Raw genomic sequence first — 13,237 nt, forward strand, 5'->3', positions numbered from 1 at the left:
GTTGATTGGCATTCAACGTGTCCTCAGCTATGATTAAGAAAAGAGGATGGACAAGGAGTTAGCTATGAAGACAAATCAAGAGAAGCGGCGGGTTTTGGATAATTTAGTCGCCTATTATGGAAGGCAGGACTGGTGGTCCAGTGAAAATTTTATTCAAGATTGGGTGTCAATGATTTTAATCCAACAGACGACTTCTGCCAACGCAGATCGAGCACTAACTAATTTAGCCGGGCAATTTGATGCCCAGTTGCTTCTAAATATGCCTATGGAAGAATTGCAGGAGTTGATTCGTCCAGCGGGCTTTTTTAAAAGTAAAAGCCAATATATTAAAAATATTATGGCCTTCTATCTTGAGCAGGGTGGCGACTTAGCAGCCTTTGAGAATGTTGCTACTGAAGATTTGCGCAAACAGCTGTTGGCGATTAAAGGTATCGGTGAGGAGACAGCTGATGCCAGTCTTTTGTATGTTTTTAAGCGTAAGGTCTTCATTGCAGATCAATATGCGCTGCGATTGTTTAATCGTTTAGGCTTTGGCCCGTATAAAACTTATCGTGAGTTGCGGCAAGATTTTATGCCTTTGGTGGCGGAGGCTGATGTCGATGTGAAATTGTGTCAAGAATGGCATGCGGTGATTGATGTTCACGGCAAGCATTTTCGCGGTCAAAAGGAAATGGATGAAAGTTGGTTGGTAGCGGATTAGCTTTTGTTTTCTTTGAATTGTGCTATAGTAAGACAAGATAATAAAGGGGGTGGTCATATGGTACGGTCTGTATCGATCAAGTTGGCCAAGTTGCTAAAAGAAAAATAAGGCTGCTGAAGGTGTTTCCTGCGGCAGTCTACCACAGAAAAGAGGAAACCCAATGAAAACTGAAATCTATCCTCATCAATACTTTGCTTTAAAAAAGCAGGTGGATGATTTAATAAATGTTTATCAATCAGTGAGTGATTTGAAAACTGTTGCGACAATGCAAAGCCTGATTTTTGAGCGCATTGATCAGATTTTTCCAGAAAAATTTGCTGAAATTGAAGCTCTTAAAGAATTTATTTTGGACAAGACCTTATCCAAAGCCAAAGCGCAAGCCTATTTAGAAGATTTGAAGGCCATCGTTATTCCCTTTGAGACGCCTAGCAATAAGCAAGTTGAGAAGGTTTTTCGCAAAGTCAAAAAACTGCATGTGCCGATTTTGGATAAACTGGATTTAAAAGAGCATACCTATATTGGTTGGAATGATCCCGGCAGTCAAAGAAAATATCTGATGCTCTATCAAGATCAGCGGTTGACGGGCATATACGGCAGCTTTTCTCCGAATGTTTTGCAAAATGTCTGCACGATTTGCAATCATGTCAGCAATGTTGCGATGTTTTTAGCCACCACAAAATCCGGTGGTGATGGCACCTACACCAAAAAAGGCAATTACATCTGTGTCGACAGTGACCAATGCAATCGACAACTGTTTGAATTAGCGCCGCTCCATGAGTTTGTTGTGAAGATGCAGGAGAGTAAATAAAGATAATTAGCCTTTTTCAAAGATGGCTGTGATACAAGTTTTCTACAATGAAATATTCGAATAATAGTATCTCTATCTTTGTGCTCCGTAAGGTTGCGAGATAGAAAGCACATGTCTTCTGAAGATTTAGTGAGCTATGGCGCAAAATTACACAATTTTGTAATTCTTAGAGAATGTTGTTCGGAAAAAATCATTGCTGGATTAACGTGTATTGCAACCATCTTTTTGATTTTTAAGCATTTTGTCAGCCAAGATACAAAAATAAAAATCACTAAAAAATTTAGTTGTTTTTAGCTAAAATATAGCCGCTATAAAAATAATTTGCTACAATGGAGCAGTAGAGGTGAAGAAGATGAAAGTTTTAATTTCAGATATCGCAAAAAAGGCTGGCGTCTCCAGCGGGACTGTCTCCAATGCTTTAAATAATCGCAAGGGAATCAGCGAAGAAAAAAAACAGGCTATTATTCAAATTGCAACGGACATGGGCTATTTTCGCCAGAAGGAAAATCGCGAGAGCCGTGAGTTAAAAATCCGTCTAGTGATTTTAAATAATCAGCGAAATGTCGTGGGAGACACGCCTTTTTTTTCTGAATTGATTAGAGGTATTGAAATGGAATGCCGCAGTCTTGGCTATGAGCTGTCAATTAATCATGTGGACATGGGAGCCGACGATGATCTTGCGGATGTTTTAAATCAAGAAGCCAGCGGTGTCCTCGTTTTAGGTACCGAGCTGGAGAAGGATGATTTAGAAAAATTTTCTCAACTAAATAAACCGGTGGTCTTCTTAGATACAGTCTTTCGCACCCAGCAGCATGATTTTGTCGCCATTAACAATGCCGACAGTGCCTATGAGATTGTCGAATTATTAATCCGCAATGGTCATAAAAAAATCGGCATTATCAATTCGGCTTTTCAAATTAATAATTTCCGGGAACGTAAACAGGGCTTTATTCAAGCCATCAACGACTACGGCTTGATTTTTTATGAAGAGATGGAAGCTTTGGTGGAGCCGACTCTTGAAGGGGCCTACCATGATATGAAAAACTTTTTAGCAGCTTGTTTAGCAGAAAAAGCTACATTACCAACAGCCTTTTTTGCAGTGAATGATAATATTGCTATCGGTGCAATGCGGGCCATTGAGGAATATGGCCTTAAAGAGCAATTATCGATTGTCGGTTTTGATGATATTCCTCTATCGGAATTTTGTAATCCGCCATTAACGACCATCAAAGTTGATAAAGTCAACTTGGGTAAGCAGGGAATTCAACGCTTAATTTTTAAAATTGATGGCCAAACGAGTTCGTCACTAAAAATTTTAGTTGGTACTTCGATTGTTGAACGGCAAAGCGTTCAAAAAATTTTAGTAGATTAAAGATTAATTCATTGCTATTTATAAGCTGTGCAACCAGATTCTAGCGCTGGTTGTACAGCTTTTTTATTGTCACGAAAATCTACTAGAAAATTATTTTACAAAATTTCAACTAAATTTTTTAGATAAATTTTTAGTTTTATATTGCAAAATAAATTTAGTGATGGTATTCTTAGTTCATCAAGTAAAGGGTTACAAAAAAATGTAACCGAAAAGGATGTGATAATTTGTGTTGAAAATTGGTGTCTTTTGTGTAGCAGGTGTCTCGACAGCAGTGCTCCTCCATAAACTTCAAAACGAATTATCTGCACGGAATTTGAAAGCGGAATTATTAGCGGCCCCGATTGCCGATGTTTTTTCAAAAGGTCAGCAGATGGATGTGATTTTATTGAGCCCCCATGCCCGTTTTAATTTCAAAAAGGTTGAAAGCGTTTATCCGGATAAGCCAATCCTGTTAATGAAGAATCAGGATTATCAAAAAATGAACACTGAAAATATTGTGAATCAACTAATGGCAAGTTTAACTATCAGACAGGCAAAATAAGGAGATGGAAAATTTGGATCAAGTAACGATTGGCTTTGCGCCAACCCGCAGAAATTTATTCAGCGCTGAAGCGGCGATTGAATATGCAAATTTAACAAGAGAAAAGCTCAAGGAATTGAAGATAAACTTTGTTGATATTTTAGACATTAATGAAGACGGTCTCATTTACGATGATCAAGGTGTTGAAAAAGCCGCTGAGAAATTTAAGGCCGCCAAAATTGACGGATTGTTTATCGCCAATGAAAATTTTGGGACGGAATACGCTGTTGCTCGTTTAGCAAAAAAACTTGATGTGCCGGTATTGCTTTGGGGACCAATGGACGAACCGCCGGCTGAAGACGGTTCCCGTTTAAGAGATACCCAATGCGGCCTGTTTGCAATCGGCAAAGTGTTGCGCCGCTTCAAAGTACCATTTACTTATATTAAAAATTCAGAAATTGATTCGGCAGCCTTTGCTCAAGGCGTCCAAGATTTCATCAAAGTCTGTAATGTCGTGAAAACTTTTAACAATACCCGCATTTTACAAGTGGGACCAAGACCTTTTGATTTTTGGACGGTTATCTGTAATGAAGGTGAATTATTGGAACGGTTTAACATCCAACTCTCTCCGATTCCATTGCCGGAATTAATGGAGGAAATCAAGCGGGTGAAGGCAGAAAATTATCCGGCAGTCCAACAGACGATTGATTATTTTGCGGAAAATACGGAAGTGCAAATTACCGCTGAACAATTAGAAATGGTAGCAGCTTTAAAAGTAGCCTTGCAAAGTCTCTGTGAAAAATATGGTTGTAATGCCGGTGTGATTCAGTGCTGGACGGCTTTACAGGATTTAATTGGGATTTTGCCTTATGCTTCGCTGTCTTTACTGCAGGAGGAAGGAATTCCCTTTGTCTGTGAGACTGATGTTCACGGGGCTATTTCAGAATTATTGGTGGAGGCCGCTTCTTTAGGCGAGCATCGGGCTATCTTCGCTGATGTTAACTGTCGCCATCCAGAAAATGAAAATGCCGAATTATTGCAGCACTTAGGTGTCTTTGCTTATCAAACAGCTGAGACTAAACCGATTTTACCGCCGCGTCATTTTGTGTTTGATTATCCTGGCTCAGTTGCCTTTAGAGCCATTAAAGATGAATATACCTTATGCCGTTTTGACGGTGATAACGGCGAGTATTCTCTTTTAATGGGGACGGCCAATGGAACAGATGGCCCTTATAATCAAGGAACTTATCTGTATTTGGAATTTGAAAACCTGAATCGCATGGAATTTAAATTTGTCGAAGGGCCTTACATTCACCATGTGGCGGCTGTCAGAAAAAATGTTGTGCCGATTTTATATGAAGCGTGTAAATATTTAGGCGTGGCACCGGACTTCTATGATCCGATTGAAGAAGATGTCAAGGCTTACTTAAGGGGAGATACTGTATGACCGCTGATGTGAAGGCGTTAGAAAAAAAAGCTGTTGAGCTGCGTAAGCGGACGTTCCAATTAGTTTATGAAGGGAAAACTGGCCACACCGGCTCTGATTTATCCTGTGCCGATATTTTAACGGCTTTGTATTTTCAAGTGTTAAATGTAGACGCCAAAAATCCTGAGAATCCTGATCGTGATCGCTACATTCAAAGTAAGGGCCACGCTGTTGAAATTTTGTGGACAACTTTGGCAGCGAAGGGCTTTATTGATGAAGCTGAATTAAAAACTTTTTCTCAATTCAAATCCCGTTTGATTGGCCATCCCAATAATCAAGTGGATGGTATCGAAATGAATACAGGCTCCTTGGGTCATGGCTTGGCTGTTTCCACCGGCATTGCCTTAGCCGGTAAAATGGATCAAAAAAATTATAAAACTTATACCTTGATGGGGGATGGCGAATTAGCGGAAGGCTCCGTCTGGGAAGCGGCGATGGCGGCCGCTAATTACAAATTGAAAAATTTGACGGCCATCATTGACCACAACGGCTTGCAAATTTCTGGTAAGACCGTTGATGTTATGAACTCAGAACCTCTGAAAGAAAAATGGCAGGCATTTGGCTGGCATGTGATTGAAGTTGATGGTAATAATATGGCGGAATTATTAGCCGCCTTTGACTCTGATGAAAATGGCGACAAACCGAAAATGATTATCGCCAACACGATTAAAGGTAAGGGCGTGTCCTTTGCAGAAAATCAAGCCGGCTGGCATCACAAAGTGCCGACTGACGAGCAATATCAACAGGCGATGGCCGAATTTGATCAGCAATTGGAGGCGTTAAAATGAATACAATTCCCAATCGCCAAGCGATGTGTGATGTTTTAATTGAAGAAGGTAAAAAAAATCCTGATTTAGTGGTGTTGACGAGCGACTCACGAGGGTCTGCTTCAATGACTGAATTTGCCAATCAATTGCCTGAGCAATTAGTTGAAGTGGGTATTGCCGAACAAAATATTGTCGGCATTGCAGCAGGCTTAGCTCATTCTGGCAAACGACCATTTGTCACATCACCGGCTGCATTCCTCAGTATGCGCAGCATCGAGCAGGTCAAAGTTGACGTGGCGTATTCTGATACCAATGTCAAATTAGTTGGCATCAGCGGCGGCGTCAGTTACGGCGCTCTAGGCATGAGCCATCATTCGCTACAAGATTTCGCCGTGACACGGGCGATTCCTAATTTACAAGTATTAGCGCCGGCTGACCGTTTTGAAACGGCAGCTATGATGAAAGCTCTCGCTAAAAGTCATCAACCGGCCTATATTCGAATTGGCCGCAATCCAGTTGCTGATTGCTATACATCAGATGATTATGGCTTTGAGATTGGCAAAGCGGTGGTAATGCGTGAAGGCCAAGACGTCACTTTGGTGGGCATCGGTGAAACAGTCCGCCAAGTATTAGACGCCGCTGAAATTTTAGCAGCGGCCGGGATTGCTGCTGAGGTCATCAATGTGCATTCATTAAAACCTTTTGATGCCGCAACTATCATTCAATCCGCTAGCAAAACGAAAAAAATTATCACAGTAGAGGAACACAGTCCATATGGTGGCCTTGGTTCAGCCGTAGCGGAAACGTTGTGTGAATTAACCGATATTAGACAAAAAATTATTGCTTTACCGGATGAAGAATTAATCACCGGAGATTCAAAGGAAGTCTTTGAATATTACGGACTCACTGGCAGCAAGATTGCTGAAGCAGTTCAAAAATTTTAGGAGATGACGCTGATGGAATATCGAATTGTTATAGATCAGAGTACATCTGGAACGAAAGCCTTATTAGTCAATACAGCAGAAACAGTTCAAATTTTAAGTCGTTTGGATTTGCCCCACCGCCAGCTCTATCCGCAAAAGGGCTGGGTGGAGCACGATCCAATCGAAATTATCAGTAATGTTAAAGAACTGATTGAAAAAACACTGCTGAAAAATAATTTACGCCCCGATCAAATTAAAAGTTTATCCATCACCAATCAGCGGGAATCGGTTGTGATTTGGGATAAACGCACCGGCGAACTGCATACCAATGTGATGGTGTGGCAGTGTAACCGGGGTTTAGAAATTTGTAATCGATTACAGCAGGCTGGTTACAATCGCCTCGTTAATCAGAAAACAGGTTTGACGATTGACCCGTACTTTTCAGCCTCTAAACTAAAATGGTTTTTTGACAGCCATCAGTTAAATGAGCTGCAATTGAAAAATTTGGCTATCGGCACCATCGATACTTGGCTAGTGTGGAATCTTACAGAAGGTCGTAGCTACTTAAGTGATGTCAGCAACGCCTGCCGAACTTTATTGTTCAATATTTTTGAGCAAAGCTGGGATGCCGATTTGTTAAGCTTATTCAATGTTCCGCAAAATGTTTTACCGGAAGTTGTCGATTCGGTCTATGATTTTGGCAGCTACTTGGATATTCCGATTGTTTCAATTGTGGCGGATTCACAAGCCGCCCTCTATGGTCATCAATGCAATACCCTCGGAAAAGCCAAAGCCACTTTAGGTACCGGCTGTTCTGTCTTGATGAATATTGGGTCAGAGGTGAAACAGGTCAATGAAAAAATTTTAACAACGATTGCTTGGCGGGAAAGTAGTGTCACCACTTATGCTTTAGAAGGCGTGATACGTTCCTTTGGCGACATTTTAAATTGGGAGCAGGATACCTTGCATTTATTTGATGATGTGCAAACAGCCTCTGAAGAAGCGTTAGCGCTGAAGGATAATGGCGGCGTTTACTTTGTGCCAGCGCTAGAAGGTTTAGGCGCACCCTTTTGGGAACCCGGCCGAGAAGCGGCCTTTGAAGGGATTTCCCGCAATACTACAAAAAAACATTTAATACGCGCCAGCTTTGAAGCGATGCTCTTTCAAATTCGCGCAGTCATCGACGCCTTTGAAGAAAGCTGCGGCGTCACATTAGCTGAGCTACACGTTGACGGCGGTGCCAGCAAAAATCCATTGCTTATGCAATTATTATCAGATATCACCCAAAAGACTATCATCAGCGGCGAAGTGGAAGAAATTTCCGCTGTCGGCACTTTGGCAATTATTGGCGAAACCATGCAAAACGCTGCAATCAATCATAAGTTTGAGCCTGTTGGTGAATTTGAAGCAGAGTATCAGAAATGGTTGGGGATTGTGGAGCGGAATCAAGCGGTTGCTATACAGGGTTAACACTTTAAAATTAATTTAAATAGGGAGGAGAAAACATGTTACACGAAACAATTGAGCTCAATGAACATGCTTACTTTGAGACGTATTTATTGAATAATTCAAAGGAATACAATGTTGGTAAGAAACGTCCTTTAGTTATTGTTTGTCCTGGCGGGGGATATGCCTTTACTAGTGATCGTGAAGCTGAACCGATTGCTTTAAAGTTCAATAGTATCGGACTAAATAGTTTAGTGCTTTGGTATACGACAGGTGATAAGGTATCAGCTATTCCTAGTAATGCGCTAAAGGAACTGGCTTTAACAGTAAAATATGTCAGAAAACATGCTAAAGAATGGTTGGTTGACACAGATAACATAATAGTTTGTGGATTTTCAGCGGGTGGTCATTTGGCTTTGCAGATGGCCACGAAATGGAATGATCCGCAATTAGCAGCTGATGTTAATGCGACAAATGAAGAAATCAAAGTAAACCTAGCAATCTTGGGATATCCAGCAGTCTATCAAAATAAAGCATTTCCAGAAGATGAATATGGTTTTGCAGCAACCTTAATTGAAAAACCATTGACTGCAAATGAACGTTGGTTTGGTACGAAATCTCCTACCCAAAAAGATATTGATAACTTTAATTTGCTAAATTTTGTAAACCAGGATACACCACCAATGTTTATCTGGCATAATACAGAAGATGTTTTAGTAGATGTTAACCATTCACTTTTATTGGGTGTAGAGCTTAGAAAATACAAAATCCCCTTTGAAATGATGATTTTTGAAAAAGGCGAACACGGTCTCGCTTTAGCCGATCGGACCACCGCTAGAAAAGCAAGCCATCTTAACACGCATGTTTACCGTTGGTTTGAAATGTGTCAAGAATGGTTAAGTCCATATATCGACATTTAGGAGGAAATTATTTTGAAATTAACAGTTAGCAAAAACAAGCGTACTTTACTAAGGAATGGGCAGCATTTCTTTTATCTTGCAGATACTTGCTGGAGCGCTTTTTCAAGTATTAGAGAAGAAGAATGGCTTTACTATTTGGAAAAACGCAAAACTCAAGGATTTAATACACTGCAAATTAATATTCTTCCTCAATGGGATCGTAGTGTTAGTGATTTTGATCAGCTACCTTTTCAACTGACTGATGGTCGTTTTGATTTTTCAAATATAGATGAAGACTATTTCAAACGGGCGCAAAGACTTTGTCAAATTGCTACTGACCAAGGTTTTAGTTTAGCATTAGTTGTACTTTGGTCAAATTATGTAAAAGGTACTTGGGCCAGTCAATTAGATGAAGAAAAAAATGTTTTTCCTGACCACTTGTTAGAGAATTATTTTGCCAAGGTTATTCAGTATTTTGATGATTTTTCGCCCCTATATTTTATCGGAGGGGATACTGATTTTCCGAAGACAGAAACTGTTGAAACCTACCTAAAAGGCTTTGACTATTTTGAAAAACATTCACCAGAAACTTTAAAAACGATTCATATAAAAGGTCGTTTTTCTGAAATTCCATCTGAAATTATTCAACATTTAGATATTTATTTATATCAATCTGGTCACAATAGTAGTTTTCCAGATATGCCCTATAGTTTAGCTGAAAAATTTTATGCTGATAATCCGCAATTACCGATTATTAATTCAGAACCTTGTTATGAACAAATGGGCTATGCCAGAAAAGTATATGGTCGCTTTAGTCAACGAGATGTTAGAAAAGCCGCCTGGCAATCTATACTTTCAGGCGCCTGCGCCGGAATTACTTATGGGGCCCATGGTATTTGGAGTTGGCAAGGGATGGCTTCTAAATTTCATGGAGATTTGGGAGAAGCTTTTGATAGTCCACTGCTGTGGCAAGATGCCCTGCAACTACCAGGTGCCAATGATTACGGTTACTTAAAACAATTGTTACAACTGATTCAAATTGAAAACTTAATTCCTAAAAACGAGTTCTTGATTGATGCTAATGAACAAATACGGATGGCTGCTACCGCTGAGGAAGAGTATTTCTTAATCTACTTGCCAAGCAATACCAAGTTGAAATTGGCTTTGGACCTAAGTAATTATGATGTAAGCTTAATTGATCTGAAAACTAAAAATATTTTTAAACCAAGTTTTCAGATAAGCCAAGGTCAAACGCTCATTCCCACTCATAGTTGTGAAGAAGATGTCTTGATTGTTGGTAAGAAAGAGGGGAAATAAATTATGGAAAAATATATGGACAATGTATTAGTATTTGCAGACAAAATCTCTAACAATAAATACTTGAAGGCAATATCAAATGGCTTGATGGCAACATTACCAGTGAATATTATTGGATCAGTTGCTTTATTATTAGCTGTGCTACCAATTGATTTTTGGCAAGAGTTTATTGTGAATATTAATATAAAACCTTATCTTATGGTTGGATATAATGTGACGGTTGGAGTTATTTCATTGTACTCTGCTTACTTAGTAGGTTATCGATTAGCTAAAGAATTCAAACAGTCAGGAGTTCAAGCTGGTATTATCTCACTTTTTGCTTTTTTAGTGCTAACACCATTAATTACGTTAGAAGAAACAACGACTTTGGATATTAGTAAATTAGGAGCTCAGGGGCTATTTACTGCAATGATTTGTGGTCTGGTCTTCTCGAGACTGTACTGTTTAATCTTAGAAAAGAATGTTACGATTAAAATGCCTGCAGGTGTACCACCTTTTGTTACGGATACATTTGCTAGTTTAGTTCCAGCAATTATTACTGGTTTTTTTGCGATAATTGTTAGTTGGCTGTTTAGCTTTACTTCTTATGGTTCTTTTTCAGATTTTATCTATTCTATACTCGCTACACCTTTACAAAACTTATCATCGAGCGTTGGTTCATTGCTTTTCATTGTTTTTATCCAAATGGCGCTTTGGTTTTTTGGAATTCATGGTTCACTAGTTGTCGGAAGTTTCGTCACAGCCTTATACTTACCGATGGATGTGCAAAATATGGATGCGCTTGCTAGCGGAGTAGCAACTTCTGAATTACCCAATATCCTAGGTAAAACTTTCTATAGCCTATTTTCAGGAATTGGTGGTGCTGGTGGAACACTATCATTAATTATTGTAATTCTATTGATGGCAAAGTCGAAACAAGCTAGAACAGTCGCTAATTTGAGCGCAGTACCTGGTTTATTTACAATTAATGAACCCATTATTTTTGGATTACCTTTAATTTTGAACCCAATCATGGCCATCCCTTTTATTTTAACGCCGTTAGTTCAAACAGCCATTGCTTATTTTGCAATTTTGAGTGGCCTATTTCCTCGCTTGAATGGTGTTCAAGTACCATTTGGGACTCCTATTCTTTTAAACGGATTTCTTGCCGGCGGCTGGAAGGTTGCCGCACTACAAGTTATTTGTGTAATAGTAGGTTGCTTAATTTATATCCCATTTGTGAAAGTTTTAGATAAAGAGAATGTTAAAAACGAGAAAGCTGCTGAACTAGCGGAACAAGAAAAACAACAGGCTCAAATTATTGCTGAATAAGTTCTGGTGAGACACTGCAGATATATTTTGTAGTGTCTCTTTTCAAGTTATTAAAAGAGTTTGCTACTCTCAAAAAAATTTAGATGATCTCTTTTCCAAAAATAAGGTAAAATAAAAGGATAATCAGCAATTTTTATTTTGCTTTCAAGGGAGGAATCATCATGGAATCGACTTTAGTTATTATTAAACCGGATGGGGTCAAGCGGAAGCTGATTGGCCGTGTTATCCAACGTTTTGAGGAGAAAGGCTTGGCTCTGCAAAAGTTAAAATACGAAGTTTTAACTGAAGAAGTGCTAAAGGAGCATTACAGTCATTTGGTCAATAAACCTTTTTTTCCTGAGCTGGTGGCCTACATGACGAGTGGTCCGGTAGTGTTGATGATTCTTGAAGGGGAAAATGTTGTGAAGAATGTCCGCAAATTGGTTGGGGCTACTGACCCTTTTGAAGCGGCGGTCGGGACTTTGCGGGGAGACTTTGGTTTATCGAAAACCGAGAATTTGGTTCATGCTTCGGACTCTGAAAGGGCCGCCTTGACGGAAATTGCCCGCTTTTTCCCAGCATAAAATACAAAACGACCTGTCGGAGTTAATGCAAAAAGCAAAACTCCGACAGGTCGTTTTTTGGTCGACGATGATTTAAAAATTATTATAAAATCTGATCAATTTCCGCAAGTTCAGCGGTTGTGAAAGCTAAATTGTCCAAAGCTTTCAAATTATCCTCCAGCTGGCTGACCCGTGAAGTGCCAATCAGAACACTGGCAATTTCTGGTAGGCGGAGATTCCACGCTAAAGCCATTTCCGCAAGTGTTTGATTGCGGGCGCTGGCTACATCATTTAGGCGCCGAACTTTAGTTAAAGTAGCCTCCACACGATCTTCAGAGAGAAATGGACTATCTGAGCGATGAGCCCGCGAATCTTCCGGCACACCGTTGAGGTAGCGATTTGTTAACAAGCCTTGTGCCAAGGGGCTAAAGACAATTGCCCCTAGACCTTCTTTGGCTAAAACATCCGTCAAGCCTTCTTCAATACTGCGATTAAACATATTGTACTGGGGTTGATGAATGATAAAAGGCGTGTGCCATTGTTTAAATAATTTCGCAATCGCCGCAGTTTGTTCAGGGGAATAATTTGAAACGCCGACGTATAGAGCTTTGCCTTGTTTAACTAGCAAATCTAAAGCGTGGGCCGTTTCTTCCAATGGAGTGTCAGGATCTGGCCGATGATGATAAAAAATATCGACGTAATCCAGTTGCATCCGTTGTAGGCTTTGATCGCAGCTGGCGATAATATTTTTCTTAGAGCCCCATTCGCCATAAGGCCCAGGCCACATATAATAGCCGGCTTTAGAAGAAATTATAATTTCATCCCGATAGCTGCTAAAATCCTCTTTAAAGAGACGGCCAAAATTGGTTTCCGCAGAGCCAGCCGGTGGGCCATAATTATTGGCCAAGTCAAAGTGGGTGATGCCATTGTCAAAGGCGGCCCGTAAAATGGCCCGCTGATTGCTGAGCTTGTCGACATCACCAAAGTTATGCCACAAGCCTAAAGAGATGGCCGGCAGCTTTAAACCGGATTTGCCAACTCTTTTATAGAGCATTTTTTCATATCTGTTTTCATTTGCAAGATACATGGAGGGTTCCTCCCTTTCAAAATTGTTTGCCGATTGTTTCTTTACATATCATAGCACCT

General features: G+C 40.0%; 13 protein-coding genes. 12 read left to right on the forward strand and 1 reads right to left on the reverse strand.

Going from position 1 to position 13,237, the window contains the following annotated elements; translation table 11 throughout:
• Positions 1–64 precede the first annotated feature (64 nt).
• The 12 genes from AC1Z3S_RS01840 to ndk all read left to right on the forward strand — a co-directional run bounded on the left by AC1Z3S_RS01840 (position 65) and on the right by ndk (position 12,112).
• A complete protein-coding gene (locus AC1Z3S_RS01840) occupies positions 65–700 on the forward strand; it encodes an endonuclease III domain-containing protein (RefSeq protein ID WP_461738928.1) in 636 nt (211 codons plus the stop codon).
• A 160-nt stretch (positions 701–860) separates the two neighbouring features.
• Positions 861–1,508 (forward strand): FusB/FusC family EF-G-binding protein, encoded by a 648-nt coding sequence (locus AC1Z3S_RS01845; RefSeq protein WP_461737129.1) that lies wholly within the window; start codon positions 861–863, stop codon positions 1,506–1,508.
• Positions 1,509–1,860: 352 nt separating this feature from the next.
• A complete protein-coding gene (locus AC1Z3S_RS01850; RefSeq protein ID WP_461739415.1) occupies positions 1,861–2,880 on the forward strand; it encodes a LacI family DNA-binding transcriptional regulator in 1,020 nt (339 codons plus the stop codon).
• A gap of 226 nt (positions 2,881–3,106) precedes the next feature.
• Positions 3,107–3,421 (forward strand): PTS sugar transporter subunit IIB, encoded by a 315-nt coding sequence (locus AC1Z3S_RS01855; protein ID WP_461738929.1) that lies wholly within the window; start codon positions 3,107–3,109, stop codon positions 3,419–3,421.
• A 13-nt stretch (positions 3,422–3,434) separates the two neighbouring features.
• Positions 3,435–4,847: an L-fucose/L-arabinose isomerase family protein gene (locus AC1Z3S_RS01860; protein WP_461738930.1), complete on the forward strand. Its 1,413-nt coding sequence runs from the start codon at positions 3,435–3,437 to the stop codon at positions 4,845–4,847.
• On the forward strand, positions 4,844–5,674 hold the full coding sequence (locus AC1Z3S_RS01865) for a transketolase (RefSeq protein WP_461738931.1): 831 nt from the start codon (positions 4,844–4,846) through the stop codon (positions 5,672–5,674). The genes AC1Z3S_RS01860 and AC1Z3S_RS01865 overlap by 4 nt, the downstream gene beginning before the upstream one ends.
• Positions 5,671–6,597, forward strand: a complete 927-nt coding sequence (locus tag AC1Z3S_RS01870; protein WP_461738932.1) for a transketolase family protein — start codon at positions 5,671–5,673, stop codon at positions 6,595–6,597. The genes AC1Z3S_RS01865 and AC1Z3S_RS01870 overlap by 4 nt, the downstream gene beginning before the upstream one ends.
• A 12-nt stretch (positions 6,598–6,609) precedes the next feature.
• The gene (locus AC1Z3S_RS01875) at positions 6,610–8,046 is read left to right on the forward strand and encodes an FGGY family carbohydrate kinase (protein ID WP_461738933.1); all 1,437 of its coding nucleotides are present in this window, start codon (positions 6,610–6,612) and stop codon (positions 8,044–8,046) included.
• A gap of 35 nt (positions 8,047–8,081) precedes the next feature.
• A complete protein-coding gene (locus tag AC1Z3S_RS01880) occupies positions 8,082–8,942 on the forward strand; it encodes an alpha/beta hydrolase (protein WP_461738934.1) in 861 nt (286 codons plus the stop codon).
• A gap of 12 nt (positions 8,943–8,954) precedes the next feature.
• Positions 8,955–10,238 carry a glycoside hydrolase family 140 protein gene (locus AC1Z3S_RS01885; RefSeq protein WP_461738935.1) on the forward strand — a complete coding sequence of 428 codons (1,284 nt, stop codon included), beginning with the start codon at positions 8,955–8,957 and terminating at the stop codon, positions 10,236–10,238.
• Positions 10,239–10,241: 3 nt separating this feature from the next.
• Entirely contained in the window at positions 10,242–11,549 is a 1,308-nt protein-coding gene (locus AC1Z3S_RS01890) for a PTS sugar transporter subunit IIC (protein ID WP_461738936.1), read from the forward strand.
• A 161-nt stretch (positions 11,550–11,710) separates the two neighbouring features.
• A complete protein-coding gene (gene ndk, locus AC1Z3S_RS01895) occupies positions 11,711–12,112 on the forward strand; it encodes a nucleoside-diphosphate kinase (RefSeq protein WP_265456437.1) in 402 nt (133 codons plus the stop codon).
• An 82-nt stretch (positions 12,113–12,194) separates the two neighbouring features.
• On the opposite strand, the gene mgrA is transcribed toward ndk, so the two are convergent.
• The gene (gene mgrA, locus AC1Z3S_RS01900) at positions 12,195–13,178 is read right to left on the reverse strand and encodes an L-glyceraldehyde 3-phosphate reductase (protein WP_461738937.1); all 984 of its coding nucleotides are present in this window, start codon (positions 13,176–13,178) and stop codon (positions 12,195–12,197) included.
• Between the last annotated feature and the right edge of the window lie 59 nt (positions 13,179–13,237).

Source organism: Enterococcus sp. LJL90 (assembly GCF_056924355.1).